The 16503-nt window shown below is 65.3% G+C and carries 19 protein-coding genes; 16 read left to right on the top strand and 3 right to left on the bottom strand.

Going from position 1 to position 16503, the window contains the following annotated elements; genetic code table 11:
* Window positions 1-43 precede the first annotated feature (43 nt).
* Window positions 44-502, bottom strand: a complete 459-nt coding sequence (locus ACM6UT_RS00095; RefSeq protein ID WP_416795343.1) for a cupin domain-containing protein — start codon at window positions 500-502, stop codon at window positions 44-46.
* 258 nt (window positions 503-760) lie between these two features.
* On the opposite strand from ACM6UT_RS00095, the gene ACM6UT_RS00090 reads away from it, so the two are divergent.
* Both ACM6UT_RS00090 and ACM6UT_RS00085 read left to right on the top strand, forming a co-directional pair.
* Window positions 761-1171, top strand: a complete 411-nt coding sequence (locus ACM6UT_RS00090) for a universal stress protein (RefSeq protein WP_416795342.1) — start codon at window positions 761-763, stop codon at window positions 1169-1171.
* A 30-nt stretch (window positions 1172-1201) separates the two neighbouring features.
* Complete coding sequence (locus tag ACM6UT_RS00085) at window positions 1202-1519, top strand: TraR/DksA family transcriptional regulator (RefSeq protein WP_416795341.1); 318 nt, start codon at window positions 1202-1204, stop codon at window positions 1517-1519.
* Between the two features lie 109 nt (window positions 1520-1628).
* Here the strand turns inward: ACM6UT_RS00085 and ACM6UT_RS00080 are convergent, their stop codons facing one another.
* A complete protein-coding gene (locus ACM6UT_RS00080) occupies window positions 1629-2006 on the bottom strand; it encodes an MAPEG family protein (protein WP_416795340.1) in 378 nt (125 codons plus the stop codon).
* 196 nt (window positions 2007-2202) lie between these two features.
* On the opposite strand from ACM6UT_RS00080, the gene trhA reads away from it, so the two are divergent.
* The 13 genes from trhA to ACM6UT_RS00015 all read left to right on the top strand — a co-directional run bounded on the left by trhA (window position 2203) and on the right by ACM6UT_RS00015 (window position 14882).
* Window positions 2203-2856 (top strand): PAQR family membrane homeostasis protein TrhA, encoded by a 654-nt coding sequence (trhA, locus tag ACM6UT_RS00075; RefSeq protein ID WP_416795339.1) that lies wholly within the window; start codon window positions 2203-2205, stop codon window positions 2854-2856.
* A gap of 12 nt (window positions 2857-2868) precedes the next feature.
* The gene (locus ACM6UT_RS00070; protein WP_416795338.1) at window positions 2869-3369 is read left to right on the top strand and encodes a GNAT family N-acetyltransferase; all 501 of its coding nucleotides are present in this window, start codon (window positions 2869-2871) and stop codon (window positions 3367-3369) included.
* A gap of 121 nt (window positions 3370-3490) precedes the next feature.
* Window positions 3491-4621 (top strand): AI-2E family transporter, encoded by a 1131-nt coding sequence (locus ACM6UT_RS00065; RefSeq protein WP_416795337.1) that lies wholly within the window; start codon window positions 3491-3493, stop codon window positions 4619-4621.
* A gap of 107 nt (window positions 4622-4728) precedes the next feature.
* The gene (locus tag ACM6UT_RS00060; protein ID WP_416795336.1) at window positions 4729-6018 is read left to right on the top strand and encodes an NAD(P)/FAD-dependent oxidoreductase; all 1290 of its coding nucleotides are present in this window, start codon (window positions 4729-4731) and stop codon (window positions 6016-6018) included.
* Window positions 6019-6267: 249 nt separating this feature from the next.
* On the top strand, window positions 6268-7359 hold the full coding sequence (locus ACM6UT_RS00055; RefSeq protein ID WP_416795335.1) for an ABC transporter substrate-binding protein: 1092 nt from the start codon (window positions 6268-6270) through the stop codon (window positions 7357-7359).
* A complete protein-coding gene (locus ACM6UT_RS00050) occupies window positions 7359-8411 on the top strand; it encodes a FecCD family ABC transporter permease (protein ID WP_416795334.1) in 1053 nt (350 codons plus the stop codon). Before ACM6UT_RS00055 ends, ACM6UT_RS00050 begins: the two co-directional genes overlap by 1 nt.
* Entirely contained in the window at window positions 8408-9166 is a 759-nt protein-coding gene (locus ACM6UT_RS00045; protein ID WP_416795333.1) for an ABC transporter ATP-binding protein, read from the top strand. The genes ACM6UT_RS00050 and ACM6UT_RS00045 overlap by 4 nt, the downstream gene beginning before the upstream one ends.
* On the top strand, window positions 9163-10473 hold the full coding sequence (locus ACM6UT_RS00040) for a hypothetical protein (RefSeq protein WP_416795332.1): 1311 nt from the start codon (window positions 9163-9165) through the stop codon (window positions 10471-10473). Before ACM6UT_RS00045 ends, ACM6UT_RS00040 begins: the two co-directional genes overlap by 4 nt.
* Window positions 10466-10975, top strand: a complete 510-nt coding sequence (locus tag ACM6UT_RS00035; protein ID WP_416795331.1) for a hypothetical protein — start codon at window positions 10466-10468, stop codon at window positions 10973-10975. The genes ACM6UT_RS00040 and ACM6UT_RS00035 overlap by 8 nt, the downstream gene beginning before the upstream one ends.
* Window positions 10976-11135: 160 nt before the next feature.
* Window positions 11136-13244 carry a S9 family peptidase gene (locus ACM6UT_RS00030; RefSeq protein ID WP_416795330.1) on the top strand — a complete coding sequence of 703 codons (2109 nt, stop codon included), beginning with the start codon at window positions 11136-11138 and terminating at the stop codon, window positions 13242-13244.
* Between the two features lie 102 nt (window positions 13245-13346).
* Window positions 13347-13868 carry a DUF1697 domain-containing protein gene (locus tag ACM6UT_RS00025; RefSeq protein ID WP_416795329.1) on the top strand — a complete coding sequence of 174 codons (522 nt, stop codon included), beginning with the start codon at window positions 13347-13349 and terminating at the stop codon, window positions 13866-13868.
* A gap of 66 nt (window positions 13869-13934) precedes the next feature.
* Window positions 13935-14465, top strand: coding sequence for a hypothetical protein (locus ACM6UT_RS00020; RefSeq protein WP_416795328.1), 531 nt, complete (start codon window positions 13935-13937; stop codon window positions 14463-14465).
* A 99-nt stretch (window positions 14466-14564) separates the two neighbouring features.
* Window positions 14565-14882, top strand: coding sequence for a hypothetical protein (locus ACM6UT_RS00015; RefSeq protein ID WP_416795327.1), 318 nt, complete (start codon window positions 14565-14567; stop codon window positions 14880-14882).
* A 29-nt stretch (window positions 14883-14911) separates the two neighbouring features.
* On the opposite strand, the gene ACM6UT_RS00010 is transcribed toward ACM6UT_RS00015, so the two are convergent.
* Window positions 14912-15646: a cation efflux transmembrane domain-containing protein gene (locus tag ACM6UT_RS00010; protein ID WP_416795326.1), complete on the bottom strand. Its 735-nt coding sequence runs from the start codon at window positions 15644-15646 to the stop codon at window positions 14912-14914.
* 87 nt (window positions 15647-15733) lie between these two features.
* Between ACM6UT_RS00010 and ACM6UT_RS00005 the strand changes: the two genes are divergently transcribed.
* Entirely contained in the window at window positions 15734-16147 is a 414-nt protein-coding gene (locus ACM6UT_RS00005; RefSeq protein WP_416795325.1) for a MerR family transcriptional regulator, read from the top strand.
* Window positions 16148-16503: the final 356 nt, after the last annotated feature.

Genomic DNA, 16503 nt, shown 5'->3' with positions numbered 1-16503 from the left:
GATATTACTCCAACAGAATGAGATCGTCAAAGCGTGTACCTCGTCACCGCACAACCGGTTCTCCGGCTTTCGTCGTCAGGCGCTTCTCGAAGTTCACCTTGGTGAGCAGCAGGTCCTTGTCCGTATAGTGCACCACGTCGTCCGGCGAGCGGGTGCCGACGACGAGATAGCTCACCGGGGTGGCGGAACGGTTCTCCAGCCGGTGGCCGACCGCAACGCCCGCCTTGAAGGTCGCGGCATCTCCCGGTCGCATCTCGGTCAGGCTGTCGCCCTCGTTCAGCGTTACCGTGCCGGCGATCACGAAGACGAACTCGTCCTCCTTCTCGTGCCAGTGCTTGTGGGAGGAGAAGGATCCCGGCGGCAGGGTTTCGAGAAAGACGCCGAACTGGGTGAGCCCGCCCGCATCCGAGAGCAGCAGCGCCCGGTAGGAGCCGAGTTCGGCATTGATGCCGCTGCCGGTGGCTTCATCGAGCGGTGCGTCTTCCTGTCTCACGATCGGCATCGGTTCCTCCCGTCGATTCCCGGCGGCCCCGAGCCTAATCCACCGTGCCGGCAGAAGGGAAGGGCTTCCCGCTCCTCTTGCCGGCTGCGGATGACCGCCCTATCGTGCGCCGAAAGGAAGCGTGATCGATGAGGACCCGTTGGCATCTGCCGTTCAAAACTTGATCTTGATCAATGCAGGAAGAGGCCGGCCGCAGGATTGTAACTTCAAAAGGGCTGGAAAGGCAGGGGTCGTCCTGCCGCGACAAGGAGAGAACTGATGTACCAGAAGATCGTCGTACCGGTAGACTGCGCCGCGCTCGACAAGGGCGAGAAGATCCTGCGCAAGGCGGCCTCCCTGCTCGACACCGGCGGTGAAATCGTGCTCATGACGGTGGTCGAGGACATGCCGGGCTATCTGGCGATCGATCTTCCGGTCGACATCATCGAGAACGCCATCAAGGACGGCAAGGCCAAGCTGGTCGGGCTCAAGGAAAAGACCGGGATCGCCGCCCGCGTCGAGATCCGCAGCGGTGCCGCCGCCCGCGAGATCCTCGCCGCCGCGAGCGAACACAAAGCCGACCTGATCATGATCGCCTCGCATGTGCCGGACTTCTCCAACTATCTCATCGGCGCGACGGCGGACCGTGTGGTGCGCCACGCCAAGTGCTCGGTGCTCGTCGACCGCTGAGGCGGAACAAAAGGCAAGGAAACGCCCGGAATGGACACGAAGAAATACGAAAACATCCTGCGCCAGCGCCATCTCGAAATCCTCGCAAGGCTCAACAAGATCGACGCCGATCTGAGCGAGCAGAAGAGCCCGGATTTCGAGGATCAGGCGACGCAGGCCGAGAATGACGAGGTGCTCGAGGAATTCGGCCAGGTCGGCGAGACCGAGCTGAAGGCGATCGACGCAGCGCTGAAGCGCATCGAACAGGGCACTTTCGGCATCTGCGTCAGTTGCGGCCAGCCGATTTCGGAAGAACGGCTCCAGGCTGTGCCTCACACGCCCTTCTGCCAGGATTGCGCGCCCGGCTGACGCCGGCGGCGAACACCCTCCCGGACGGGCCGGCCGGTGGGATCCGGGGACGAAGATCATGTCCTCGCGATCCCGCCGGCATTTTCGTGTCGGGGAAGGGCTGTTCGTTTCAGCGCAGCAGCGCGCCAGCGGTGCCGCCGACGAGCAGCACCAGGGCGATCAGGATGGTGAGGGCCGCGCCCGGCCCGCGGCGCCGCGCGTCGACGTAGTATTCGGTCGCATAGAGCACCCGTGCGCCCGTCCAGCAGAGGCCGAGAATGCCGGCGACCGGATCGGAGACGTAACCGCCGAAGAGCCAAAGCGCCGGCAGGAAGAGCGCGAGCTGTTCCACCGTGTTCTGCTGGACGCGGAAGATGCGCTCGAAGGCCTCGTTACCGGTGACGCGCGGCGCCTCGACGCCGAACTCCCTGCGGGCGCGGGCGACCTTGATCATGAACCAGGCATAAGCGACAAGCGCGGCGAAGGTGGCGAGAACCGTGAACCGCATGGCTTCCTTCCTCGGACAGGGCGCCGATCCCATCGCCGATGCAGGCGATCGCGACGCCTGCGGATTTGTAGGCCGAAGCGGCGGGCCGCGCAAGCACCGCCGACCGCTTGCCGGACGTCGCAAATTCGCCCATGATAGCAACTATCCGGACGGGCGAAGAACGCCGGACAAAGACCTCAGGGGACAGACTTATACGATGACTGAACCGTTCCGCTTCGGGCGGCCATACGATTTTTACGAGCTGGTGGCCGATGGCATCGTCCACGGCATCGGCGTCGTCTTCGCGCTCGTCGGCGCCACCGCGCTGATCTTCTATGCCAGCGTCTGGTCGAGCTATGCCGAGCTCGCTGCCGCTTGGGTCTACGGCCTCGGTCTCGTCGGCGCGCTCGCCGTCTCCTTCACCTACAACATGTGGCCGCATTCGCGCACCAAGTGGATTCTTCGCCGCTTCGATCATTCCGCGATCTTCGTGCTGATCGCCGCTACCTATACGCCCTTCCTCGTGCGTGGTGCGGAAGACGGGCGGATGCTGGCGCTGCTCGCCGCCATCTGGCTCTGCGCGGCCGGCGGGATCACGCTCAAATGCCTCTTTCCCGGACGCTACGACCGGCTGGCGATCCTGCTTTATCTCGCCATGGGCTGGAGTGGCGCTCTCGCCTTCGAGCCGATCTCGCAGGCGCTGCCCTTCGTCACCGTGCTGCTCATCGTCGTCGGCGGCGTGCTCTATTCCGCAGGCGTCGTCTTCCACGTCTGGGAGCGGCTGCGCTTCCAGAACGCCATCTGGCACGGCTTCGTGGTCGCCGCGGCGGCCGTCCATTATTCGGCGGTCGTCACCGCCTTCAGCCTCTGACCGACGATTCCCATGAAGCAACCGATCCTGATCCGCGATGCGGCCGAGGCCGACCTTGCGGCGATCCGCGACATCTACAACGACGCTGTCGAACACACGACGGCGATTTGGAACGAGCAGCTGATCGATGTCGAGAACCGCCGCGCCTGGATGGAGCTGCGCCGCGCCAGGGGCTTTCCGGTGCTCGTCGCCGAGATGGGCGGCAAGGTCGCGGGCTACGCCTCCTATGGCGACTGGCGGGCTTTCGACGGTTATCGCCACACGGTCGAGCATTCGGTCTACGTCGACAAGGACGCCCGCGGCGCCGGCATCGGCAAGGCGCTGATGGAGGCGTTGATCGAGCGGGCGCGCGAGGGCAGGGTGCACGTGATGATCGCTGCAATCGAGGCCGGAAACGCCGCCTCGATCCATCTGCACGAGAGACTCGGTTTTCGGCTCGTTGGCATCCACCGGGAGGTCGGTACCAAGTTTGGCCGCTGGCTCGATCTCGCGATGATGGAACTGAAGCTCTGAGATCGGCGTCGACCGTCGAAAGGAACGCTCTTTCCGGGATGGAACACCGCTTGCGCTCGCGCGTTCCCTGAGAGCTTTCGGGGCCCACCGGCCCGAGGGGCAGGTTCGAGGGGAGCGCGCGATGAACGACCGGCCGGACATCCGGCATCCGCAGACGGCGGCGCCTGCGACGGCACCGCAACCGTCACGGCGAAGGGGACGGGGTCGGACCCCGCGCCGCTCCGCGCTCGACCTCGCTCAGAGCTGGGCCGTCATCGGCATCTTCGCAATTCTCGTCACCGGCGGCATCTATCTCGCGGCCGCGGTCCTGATGCCGGTCACGCTTGCCGTCGTCGTCGGGCTGACCCTCGGCGCGGCCGCCGACCGGCTCGGGCGGTTCGGCATTCCGCCAATGCTGGCGGGCCTGATCCTTGCCACGATCGTCGTGACGGTGCTCTTCTTCGGCGCCAATGCGCTGGTGCAGCCGCTCGGCCACTTCGCCGAAGAGGCGCCGCGGCTGATCGAGTCGGCGGTCGAACGGGTGCTTCCCTATCTCGAGCGGATCGAATGGCTGCACTTATCGGAAGCGAGCCTGCGCGGCGGCCCGGTCTCGGCGGAAGCGCTGCTGCAGAACACCGGCGCGATCCTGACGACGATTGCCGCCGGCGTCACCCCGGCGCTGCTGCAGGGGCTCATCTTCTTCGTGGCGCTGGCGCTCTTCCTCGGCAGTCGCCACTCGCTGCGCCGCGGGCTGATTATCGCCTTTCGCGACCGCAGCCGCCGGCTCTCGGCGATCCGCATCCTGAATGCGATCGAGAGCTCGCTCGGCAGCTATTTCGCCGCCGCTACGCTGCTCTACAGTATCGTCGGCATCGCGATGACCGCGATCGCATTCCTTGGCGGGCTGCAGATGCCGCTGCTCTGGGGGGTGCTCGCCTTCCTTTCGAGCTATGTGCCCTTCCTCGGCATCACGGTGACGACGTTCTCCGTCGCCGTCGGCGGTCTCGTCACCCATGACAGCGTGCTCGTCGGCCTTGCCCCGGCGATGGTCTTCTTCATCGTCCACGGGCTGGTCGAGAACCTCCTGACGCCCGCCGTGATGGGCCGCCGGCTGGAGATCAACCCCTTCGTCGTCTTCGTCGCGATCGTCTTCTGGACCTGGATGTGGGGTGCCGTCGGCGCGGTGCTGGCGCTGCCGCTTTCGCTCATCGGCATGGCGATCGTCGACGAGCTGTTGCCAGAACAGACCGTGCATCCGAAGCTGCCCGGCTGAGCTTTCCCGTTTTTTTGTTGACATTTGACCGAAATCAAACAACATCTACGAAGCTTCGTATATATGGTGACAAATAGATATATGCCTGACGAAGCGGGAGGTTCTTTATGGCTCATGTCGTTGTTCTCGGTGCCGGCCTCGGTGGCACCATCATGGCCTACGAGTTGAGGGACGTGCTGTCGCGCGAGGATCGCGTGAGCGTCATCAACAAGGGGTCGGTCTATTCCTTCGTACCGTCGAACCCGTGGGTGGCGGTCGGCTGGCGCGAGCGCGAAGCGATCGAGGTCGATCTGGTGCCGGCCTGCAAGCGCCGGGACATCGCGCTCTACCCGCAAGGGGCGAAGCGCCTGCACGCGGCGGAAAACCGCGTCGAGCTCAACGACGGCACCTCCGTCGACTACGACTACCTGGTGATCGCGACGGGGCCGGAACTCGCCTTCGACGAGATCGAGGGCTTCGGCCCCGGGGCTCATACCCAGTCGGTCTGCCACATCGATCACGCCCTTGCAGCGAAGGACGCATTCGACAAGCTGGTCGCCAAGCCGGGACCGGTGGTGATCGGTGCCGTGCAGGGGGCTTCCTGCTTCGGTCCAGCCTACGAGTTCGCCTTCATCCTGGAAAAGGCGCTGCGTGACGCCAAGGTCCGCGACAAGGTGCCGATGACCTTCGTCACCTCCGAGCCCTATATCGGCCATCTCGGTCTCGACGGCGTCGGCGACACCAAGGGCCTGCTCGAAGCCGCGCTGCGGTCCAAGCACATCAAGTGGATCACCAACGCCAAGGTGCAGAAGTTCGAGGACGGCAAGGTGATCGCCGACGAACTCAACGAGGACGGCTCGGTCAAGACCACCCACGAGGTGCCCTCGACCTATACGATGATGCTGCCCGCCTTCCGCGGCGTCGAAGCGGTGCGCGACATCGAGGGGCTGACCAATCCGCGCGGCTTCATCCTCGTCGATCGCCATCAGCAGAACCAGAAGTTCCAGAACGTCTTCTCGGTCGGCGTCTGCGTCGCCATCCCGCCGATGGGCAAGACCCCGGTTCCGGTCGGCGTGCCGAAGACCGGCTTCATGATCGAAAGCATGGTGACGGCGACGGCGACCAACATCGCCCGGCTCGCCCGCGGCGAGACGCCGAACGCCGAAGGCACCTGGAACGCCGTCTGCCTCGCCGACTTCGGCGACGGAGGCATCGCCTTCGTGGCGCAGCCGCAGATCCCGCCGCGCAACGTCAACTGGTCGTCGCAGGGCAAGTGGGTGCACGCCGCCAAGATCGGCTTCGAGAAATACTTCCTGCACAAGATCAAGAGCGGCACGGCCGAGCCCTTCTACGAGAAGCTCGCCCTGCAGGTCCTCGGCATCGACAAGCTGAAGGCCGTCAAGTTCGACGACGAATAAGACCTCTCCCTTACCGCGAGCATGAGAAGCCGGGCCAAAAGCCCGGCTTTCTTTTTGCGCGCGCGACGGGCCATGCGCCGCCAATCCACTGATTTTTCATGAGGTTTTTTGTCAAGTTTATAACCCTTTAAAACTACGGGTATTTTTCCATATGAATCATACTTGACATTAATTCTCATGTTTGCGATTTCCGGCGCCGCCGGGCGAAATCAAGACTCTCTCACTCCACTTTTTTGAAAGGCATACCGGATGTCCGTCCATCGATCTTCCCTCCGTTTCGCCGCCACTCTTCTGACCTTCGGCGCGGCCGTCTCGCCGGCACTCGCCGATCCGATCACCTTTACCGACCAGGGCGGCCGCACCGTCACGCTGCCGAAGGCGGCCGAGCGCATTGCCTCGATCCCGATCCCGATGGCCTCGACGATCATTGCCATGGACGGCGGGACCTCGAAGCTGGTCGGCATGAACCCGACCGCCAAGTCGGCGATCGTCGAGGGCGTGCTGGGCAGGATCTTCCCGGAAGCGAAGGACATTCCCTCCGACATCACCGCGCCGAACTTCATCCCGAATGTCGAGGAACTCGCGGCCACCAATCCGGAACTGGTCATCCAGTGGGCCGACTACGGCGCCGATCTCGTCGACCCGATCAGCAATGCCGGGCTGAACGTCGCGCTGATTTCCTACGGCACGGAAGAGAAGACCCGCTATTACCATGAGATGGTCGCGACCGCGATGGGCAAGCCGGAGCGAGCCGCCGCGATCAATGGCTGGCGTGATAGCGTCGCCAAGGAAATGGCGGAGAAGGCCAAGGCCATTCCGGCCGACAAGCGGCCGAAGGTGCTCTATCTCGGTCGGGCGCTGGAGAACCTGACGGCCTCCGGCAACAAGGGCAACTACAATGCCTGGCAGATCGAGCTGGTCGGCGGCGTGAATGCCTCGGATAGCGTCGAGGGCAACGGCACGACGATCAGCCCGGAGCAGATCGCCGAATGGAACCCGGACGTGATCCTGCTCAACAGCTTCGAGGCCAAGCTCGGCATCGACCGGATCTACAACGACCCGATCCTGTCGCTGACCAAGGCCGCGCAGGAAAAGAAGGTCTACAAGATGCCGCTCGGCGGCTATCGCTGGGACCCGCCGAGCCAGGAAAGCCCGCTCACCTGGATGTGGCTCGCCAATCTGCTGCACCCGGACGTCTTCAATTACGACCTGCGCGCCGAGATGAAGACGGCCTACAAGACGCTCTACAACTATGATCTCGGCGACGCCGACATCGACGGCGTCCTGTGGACCGAGATGCAGGGCGACGCGACGAACTACGCCCAGTTCAAGGTCAAGTGATGAGTGCGGTCGTGACGGAACCGGTGCGGCGGGGTATCCCGGTGCTGAGGATGGGCGTGTTCGGCGCCCTGCTCGTCGCGCTGGTGGCCTCTATGCTGTTTGCCATCGGCGCCGGGCGGTTTTCCGTCAGCGTGCCGCGGATCATCGACATCCTGATGGCCGGGGCCCTGAACCCCGGCCTCGGCCCCACCCAGATGGATGAGCGCATCGTGCTGCTGGTGCGCCTGCCGCGGGTGCTGCTTGCGGCGCTTTCCGGGGCGGCACTCGCCGTCGGCGGGGCGGCGCTGCAGGGCGTGTTCCGCAATCCGCTGGTCTCGCCGCAGGTGCTCGGCATCAGCCAGGGCGCGGCCTTCGGCGGGGCGATGGCGCTGCTGTTCGGCTATTCCGGCGTGGTGCTGCTTGGCCTTGCCTTCGTCTTCGGCCTGTCGGCGCTTATCCTGGTCGGGGCGCTCGCCCGTATCAACGGCCGCACGGAAGTCATCACCGTCATCCTGTCGGGCATGGTGATCGGCGCGCTGTTCGGGGCGCTGGTCTCGATCGTGCAGTTCATCGCCGATCCGAACACCTCGCTTCCCGCCATCGTCTACTGGCTGATGGGCTCGTTTGCCACCGCCACCTGGGCGAGGCTCGGGCTTGCCATTCCGGGCATGGTGATCGGCCTTATCATCGTCTTTGCGCTGCGCTACCGGCTAAACCTGCTGGCGCTCGAGGATTCGGAAGCGCGTTCGCTCGGCGTCAATCCCGACCGCGAGCGCTGGTACATCTTCATCGCCATTTCGCTGATGACCGGCACCTCGGTCGCGGTTGCCGGCATCGTCGGTTGGATCGGCCTCGTGGTGCCGCATGCCGCGCGCATTCTCGTCGGCGAGGACCACCGCGCGCTGATCCCGGCATCGGCGATCATCGGGGCTGCCTATCTCACCTTCATCGACACGCTGTCACGCACGCTGACCTCGGCTGAAATCCCGCTCGGTGTGCTCACCGCGCTGATCGGCGCGCCGGTCTTTGCAGTGCTGTTGCGCAAGCATTTCAAGGAGGCGAACCGCCCATGATCGGCCTCAACCAGGCATCCGTCGCCTTCGGTCAGCGCACACTGTTCAAGGATATCAGCTTTTCCGTGCCGGTCGGCCGCTCCATGGCGATTCTCGGCCCGAACGGCCGGGGAAAGACCACCCTTCTGCGTGCCCTGCTTGGCTTCCAGCCGCTGGCATCGGGCACGCGCCATGCGCCCAAGGTCGCCGGCTACGTGCCTCAGCATGGCGCCTCGCAGGCCAAGCTTTCCGGCCTCGACGTCGTCGTCATGGGGCGGGCCGTGCAACTCGGCCTATTCGGCCAGCCGTCGGCCGCCGATCGCGAGGCGGCGGAGGCAGCCCTTGTGCAGGTCGGCGCCTGTTCGCTCGCAAACCTGCGCTACGACCGCATGTCCGGCGGACAGCGGCAGATGGTGCTGATTGCCCGGGCGCTTGCCACCGGCTCGCCGGTTCTGGTGTTCGACGAGCCGACCTCGGCGCTCGACCTCGGCAACCAGGCGAAGACGCTGGAACTTCTCGACACGCTGAGGCTCCGGCGCGACTTCGCCATCATCTTCACCACCCACGACCCCAATCACGCGCTGGCGGCGGCCGACGACGTCCTCTTGATGATGCCGGGCGGCGGCGAGATCAACGGCCCGGTCTCGGACATGATCGAGCCGGACAAGCTCTCCGAGCTCTATGGCGTGCCGATGCGCTGGGTCGATGTCCAGGGATCCACGGGCGAGACAAGACGGGCAATCCTGCCCGCCTTCGCCGGAATTGAGGCAGCATGAGTACGATCTATCTGAAATCCGCCTATGGCCAACCGTCGCCGGGCATCATCGAGGCCGTAGCGCGCGGCGAGGCCGTCATCGTCGAGCAGGCCGATCTGACACCGGAGATTCTTTCGGCCCATAGCGGCCTGATCACCGGCCAGCAGCTCGACCAGGACGCCATGCTAGCGCTGAAGCCGGCGCTCGAGGCCTTCCTCGACCGCGGCGGGCGCTGGTTCTTCAACGGCCACGTCGTGCGCCCGCTCGTCGACGGCATCGCACAGTACAGGCCGATCGATGCGCCGAAGCGGCCCGATTTCGACCTTGCCGCGATCAATCCCCACCCGATCTATGACGGCATCGACCTCAAAAAGCTGGAGACCAACAAGGGTGTGGCCGGCTTCTACGGCCGCGGCTGCAATCCGCTGCCGGAGGGGGCCGTGGCCGTCAACGGTCTCGGCCCGGCAAAGGTGCCGGTCGACTGGGTCTGGGCGCGGCCGAGGGGCGGGCGGATTTTCTCGCATTCCGGAAACGACCTCGCCGGCATGGGGCTCGAATGGGGACTGGCGCCGGAGCTTTCGGCCCGCATCCTCGCCTGGGCCAACGGCGGTCTCTGCTTCGACCCGTGGCCGTCAAACCCGGCCAAGCCGGCCGACGTGCTACCGCTCGCGGAAGCCGAAGACTATCGCGGGCTTCGCGCCTCCAGCCGCTCCGGCTGGCGGATCGTCGCCCCTTCTTCCGGCACCTACTACAATATCCGCAGCCTCGAAGGCGCGCGCTATACCGAAGCCTTCGACGTGATCTGCACGCCGGAACAGCTGGGTGACGTGCTGCGGCCGGAGGACATTCTGTGGGTGCCCTGCCGCACGCCGGCGCAGCGTATGATCGCGCAAAAGCATGCCGTCGCCCGCCATCTTCAGGCCGGCGGCACCGTGGTCGCGCTCGGCGAGAGCCGTTCCGACCTCTGGCTCCCGGCGGTCGACTTCACCGAGACACCGACAAACTGGTGGTGGTGGCTCGATCCGTCCGCCGATCTCGGCGTCCGGGTGACCGAAGCGGCCGCCTCCCATCCGCTGATGCAGGGCATCGGCGACAAGGAAGCGACCTGGCACCTGCACGGCTGGTTCGTTCCGCCAGAGGGCGCGACCGTTCTTGCCCGCGACGGCGAAGGCCGGCCGATCCTCTACGAGGACAAGGTGTCGACGCCCGGCACGATGATCCTCTCCTCGCTCGATCCGATGTTCCACCACGGTTCGCATTTCATGCCGGCGACGACGCGCTTCCTCGACCGCTTCGTCCCCAATCTGAAGGCCTATGCCAATGTCTAACGAAATCACCGTCCTCGACGACGGCCACCCGATCAGCTTCACCTTCGACTGCATCAACGCCTATCACGGCGGCGGCTTTCCGGGCGGCGTGGCACATGCGCTCAAAGCCATGCAGGCCGCCTTCCCGCTTCTGTCGGCCATGCCGCTGGAACGGCGCGAGGTCGAGATCGTTACCGCCTTTCCCGGCCATGGCGGTCGCGATGCGCTCGAAATGGTGACGCGTGCCGTGACCGGTGGGCGGCTCGTCCTCGACAAGTCGATCGGCGGTACTCATGTGATCAACGATCCGCCCGGCCCTTACGTCTTCCGCTTCAGCTATCGCGGCAAGACGGCGGAAGCCGTCATCAAGCCGGGGCACGTCAAGGAGGAGTTCATCACGCTCGGCGCCAAGCCCGGCAAGACGCCCGACGAGATCGCCCGCCACGAGGAACTGAAGGCGGAGATGGCCTACCGCCTGCTGCCACTCGCCGGCAGTGCCGTCTATGCGGTCAGGTTGATCTGAGGGGGCAACGGTCGCACGTCACCTTGCCGCTTGCGTGGCAGGACGGCTTCAGCCGCGCAATCCTCCTGGCGGCAGGGTGCATGGGAAATTTCCGCCTTGATAGGCCGTCGCCCGGTCTCTATCTCTCGCAATGATATCCCACCGCCAGAGAGGCTTCCCCTTGTCCGTATTCCCGAACCTGCCCACGCCGCCCGCCGCCGAGAAGAAGTCCGTCTCCGACACTCGCCACGGCATTACCCGCACCGACGACTATGCCTGGATGCGGGCCGAAAACTGGCAGGCGATGTTCAAGGATCCTTCGCTGCTCGACCAGGACCTGCGTCGGCATCTCGAGGCGGAGAACGCCTATATGGATGCCGCCATGGACGACACGAAGGCGCTGCAGGAAAAGCTCTTCGCCGAGATGAAGGGGCGTATCAAGGAGGACGATAGTTCCGTCCCGATGAAGGACGGCCCCTTTGCCTACGGCACCGCCTTCGTCACCGGCGGCGAGCAGCCGCGCTATTTCCGCATTCCCCGCGATGGCGACCACAAGGACGAGACGATCCGCAAACTGCTGCTCGACGGCGACAAGGAGGCCAAGGGCAAGGACTATTTCCGCCTCGCCGGCCTCGACCCCACGACCGACCACGCCTTCGGCCTCTGGGGCTATGACGACAAGGGTTCGGAATATTTCACCCTGCGGGTGCGCGATCTTTCGACCGGCGAGGATCTCGCCGACGTGATCGAGAATACCGGCGGCGGCGGCGCCTGGGCGCCGGACGGCAAGAGCTTCTTCTACACGCTGCAGGACGACAACCACCGTCCCTCCAAGGTTTTCCACCACATCGTCGGCCAGCCGCAGTCTTCCGACCGGCTGGTCTATGAGGAGAAGGACCACGGCTTCTTCATGGGCGTCGGCGGCTCGCTGCTCGACGACTTCATCTATATCGACATCCACGACCACGAGACGAGCGAATACCGCATCCTCTCGACGAAGGACCTGACCGCCGAGCCGCTGCTGGTCGCCGAGCGCGAGGAGGGGATCGAGTATTCGCTCGCCGAGGGCGGCGACGTCTTCTACATCCTGACCAACGACGGCGGCGCCAAGGATTTCAAGATCATGGAGGCGCCGGTTACCGCGCCGGGCAAGGAGAACTGGAAGGAAGTCGTTGCCCACGTGCCGGGTCGCCTGATCCTCAACCACATGGCCTTTGCCCGCCACCTGGTCTGGCTGCAACGTCGCAACGGCCTGCCGGAAATCATGATCCGCGACCGGGTAACCGGCGAGGAGCATTCGATCGCCTTTGCCGAGGAAGCCTATGCGCTCGGCCTGCAGGGGGCGGCCGAATACGACACCGACGTCATCCGCTTCTCCTATTCGTCGATGACGACGCCCTCCCAGCTCTTCGACTACAACATGGCGACCCGCGAGCGCACGCTTCTGAAGACCCAGGAAGTGCCGTCGGGCCACAATCCTGACGATTACGTCACTCGCCGCGTCTTCGCGCCGTCCCATGACGGCATCGAGGTGCCGGTGACGCTGCTCTACCGCAAGGATACGCCCCTTAACGGCTCCGCCCCCTGCCTGCTTTACGGCTACGGCGCCTACGGCATCTCGATCGCCGCCGGCTTCAACACCAATTGCCTGTCTCTCGCCGATCGCGGCTTCGTCTATGCCATCGCCCATATCCGCGGCGGCAAGGACAAGGGCTTCCAGTGGTACGAAGACGGCAAGATGGAAAAGAAGGTCAATACCTTCAAGGACTTCATCGCTGCCGCCGACCATCTGGTGAAGGAGCGCTTCACGTCCTACGACCGGATCATCGCCGAGGGCGGATCTGCCGGCGGCATGCTGATGGGGGCAATCGCCAACATGGCGCCGGAAAAATTCGCCGGCATCATTGCCGCCGTGCCCTTCGTCGATGTGTTGAACACCATGCTCGACGACACCCTGCCGCTCACCCCGCCGGAATGGCCGGAATGGGGCAACCCGATCGAATCGGAAGAGGAATATCGCTGGATCGCCGCCTACAGCCCCTATGACAATGTCGGGCAAAGGCCCTATCCTCCGATCTTGGCGCTCTCCGGGCTTACCGATCCCCGCGTGACCTATTGGGAGCCGACCAAGTGGGTGGCGAAGCTGCGCGAGAAAGCCCCCGCCGCCGGCCCCTATCTCCTCAAGACCAACATGGCCGCCGGCCACGGCGGCAAGTCGGGCCGCTTCCAGCGGCTTGAGGAAATCGCCTTCGAGTATGCGTTTGCGGTGAAGGTTGCGGGGAGGATGTGAGGGGAGGCGCTCCTCTCTCCTGAGCCTTTGCTCCGCCGCCACTTCGCGCTAAATCTGTAGCGGCGGCAGAGCGCCGCCTCGCGGTCGAAGTGAGGAGACGCCATGTCCGCCTATGTCGCCCTGATCCGCGCCGTCAATGTCGGCGGCACCGGGAAGCTGCCGATGGCGGAGCTGAAGGCGCTCGCCGAAGGCCTCGGCTTCGGCGAGGTCTCGACCTACATCCAGTCCGGCAATCTGATCTTCCGCGACGGCGGCGATCCGGCGGAGATCGCCACGCGGCTCGACGCGGCGCTCGGCGACCGTCTCGGAAAGCCGCCCGGTGTTTTCCTCCGCACGCCGGTGGAGCTCAACGCCGTCCTCGACGGCAATCCCTTCGCGGCGATGGCGCCGGAGCGCGTGCTCGTCAGCTTCTTCGGCGAACCGCCCGGCGACGACGCCCTGCACGGCTTCCTCGCCCCCGACGGCGAGGAGGCGGTGGTGCGCGGCCGAGAAATCTACGTGCACTACCCGATCGGCTCCGGTCGCTCGAAGATCAAGCTTCCGGCGCTGAAAGCCGGCACCTCCCGCAACATCAATACCGTCGCCCGGCTTGCCGAACTCGCAGGCGGGATCGAGGGGGCGTGAGTCTTCCCCACCCGTCCGCCGATCTGCCATGATGTGGGACGAGGGGCGCCGAGGGGAGGGCCGGGCATGTCGACGATCATTCCGCTTCTGGCGCTTGCCGCCGTCATCGTGGTGCTCGTCGCCGCGGTCTGGTCGATTCGCCGGCCGAAGGGGCCGTGGCGGCCGCCCTATCCGCTGATCGACGCCACCGAGGAAGAGATGGCGCGGCGCGCGGCCGAGTTGCGCGACCGGCTCTCGCGCTCTCCGTTCGGCGAGGCCCGTGCGAGCGCGCTCTGGCGCCGGTTGATGTCGATCAACGACGGTGAGGGGTTGATCGTCGAGTTTCATCGCGACTTCTGCGGCCAGGGGCTGATTCGAAGGGGCGACCAGATCGTCCTCTGCGACATCTTCGACGGCGGTGGTGCCACCGGCGATATTATCGCCGCGTGGCGGGAGGAGGCGGATTTCGTCGCCTTCTTCGCGCGTCAGTCGGACTTCAGCTGCAGCGGCTGGGATGCGGGCGAGCCAGTGTTTTTCACCGAGGACGCCTGGTATCGCAACAACCAGCGCCTCACTGCGCGCTCCATAGACCGCTTCGCGGGCGGCGCCGCTAGCTGATTTGCCCCCGGCTGGCAATGGCGCCGTAGGGCCCGACGCAAGCTTCGCGCAAGCTTCAAAAGTTAACAAAAGGTTAACGAGTGTAGAAGCGAGCGTGAGATGCGGATCGAAAGCGGCCTCGGAGGCTATTCCTATCAGAGCCGGTATGTGCCTACCGCCACGGAAACGGAAGAGACGGCGGCCGAAACGACGGCTGCCCCGAAACCGCGCCGCGCCGGCGAGCCAGCCTTCAGCAGTACCTTCGTCTCCGCCTCGCTGGCCACCGCGCTCTGGAGCATGGACGGCGGCCGCCGGCCGGTTGCGACGGCGGGGTTTGCCGAGCCGGTCGCCGATGGCGGCGAGGCCGAACGCTCCCAGCTCGAGCAGGTCGAGGCGCTCTACCGCGAGTTTGAACCCGGCGAAGAAGCGGAAGGCTGAGCCTCGGTCGAATTCTTTCCTTTTCTCCGTCAGTGATCGTGACGATGGCCGTGGGCATGGCCTTCATGCCCTGACGCGGCGTGATCGTGATCCGTGCTGCAGGCGCCGCCACAGCAGTCCTGGTCGACCACCCCGGCCAGCGCCGCCGTGCCGCCGCGGCGCCATTCCTGCCAGGACTGCTGCAGGATCTGCACCGAGGAATTGAGGAAGAGGCCCGCCATGACGGCGGCGACCGCGAGGTCCGGCCAGGCAGTCGCACTGCCCCAGACGCCGAGGGCGGCGATCATGACGATGACATTGCCGATTGCATCGTTGCGCGAGCAAAGCCAGACGGAGCGGACATTGGCGTCGCCGTCCTTGTAGCGCATCAGCAGCAGCACGCTCGTGACGTTTGCCACCAGCGCCATGAAGCCGATGGCGCCCATCACCGGTGCTTCCGGCATGCCGTCGAAGAAGACCCGCCAGATCGTGCTGGCGAAGACGAAGAGCCCCATCAGGAAGAGGCTCGCCCCCTTGCCGGCGGCGGCGAGGCTGCGCACGGCCAGCGGCGCGCCGATGACGGCGAGAGAGATGCCGTAGGTGACCGCATCGGCGAAGAAATCGAGCGCGTCGGCCTGCAGCGCCTGCGAGCGCGCCAGCTGGCCGGCGGTCATTTCCACCGCGAACATGCCGCCGTTGATGGCGATCACCGCCCAGAGACGGCGCTTGTATTCGGCGGAGACACCCTCGAAGGTTCCGTGGCTGTGGCCGCAGCTGGCACTCATCGCTCTTCCTTCCCTCTTGATCCTGCAAGGCTTGACCCCACCTAGTCTCTCTAGCGACTAGAGGTTCAAGAGGCTGGGGCGAAAAAAATGCTGTCGATCGGCGACATGGCGAAGCGGACCGGGGTGAAGGTCCCGACGATCCGCTACTACGAACAGATGGGGCTGATTTCCGCCGCCGACAGGACGGGCGGCAACCAGCGACGCTACGAGACGAGCGATCTCGAACGGCTCGCCTTCATTCGCCACGCGCGCGAGCTCGGCTTTCCCATCGAGGCGATCCGCGAGCTTCTGGCGTTGAGCGGCCATCCGGAACGGCCGTGCGAGCGCGCCGATGAGATCGCCCGCGAGCAGCTCGCCGAGGTGCGCGAGAAGATCGCGCGGCTGCGCAAGCTCGAAACGGAACTCTCCCGAATTGCGGCCTGCTGCGACGGGCACAGCATCGAGGACTGCCACGTTATCCGCGCGCTTTCCGACCACGGCCTCTGCGAGGGTGAGCACTGAGGGGAGTATTCTCCAGCAGAAGCGTTTGCCCCATCACCCCCTCTGCCCTGCCGGGCATCTCCCCCACAAGGGGGGAGATCGATCCGTGGCCGGCGCCCCGTGCATGGCGGAGCGCGAGGAGAGCGACGCGCGGAGTTCACCCTCCCCTTGAGGCGGGGTTCGAAGAACGAGTTGAGACACGCGGCTCAACCCGGAGGACCGCAGGTCCGGGGTGGGGTGATCCGTGATGTCGTCACCCCCACCCGCGCGTTCCGCGCGACCTCCCCCCTCAAGGGGGAGGTGGGAGGGCCTCGTCGCGAGTCATCTCCCCGTCCTCCGTCATGCCGGGCTCGACCCGGCATCCTGTGTATCGTGTG

Source organism: Ciceribacter azotifigens (genome assembly GCF_048159625.1).
Classification (GTDB): Bacteria; Pseudomonadota; Alphaproteobacteria; order Rhizobiales; family Rhizobiaceae; genus Allorhizobium; species Allorhizobium azotifigens.
Note: the sequence above shows the minus strand (reverse complement) of the source record. Positions and strands in the feature narration are given on the sequence as shown.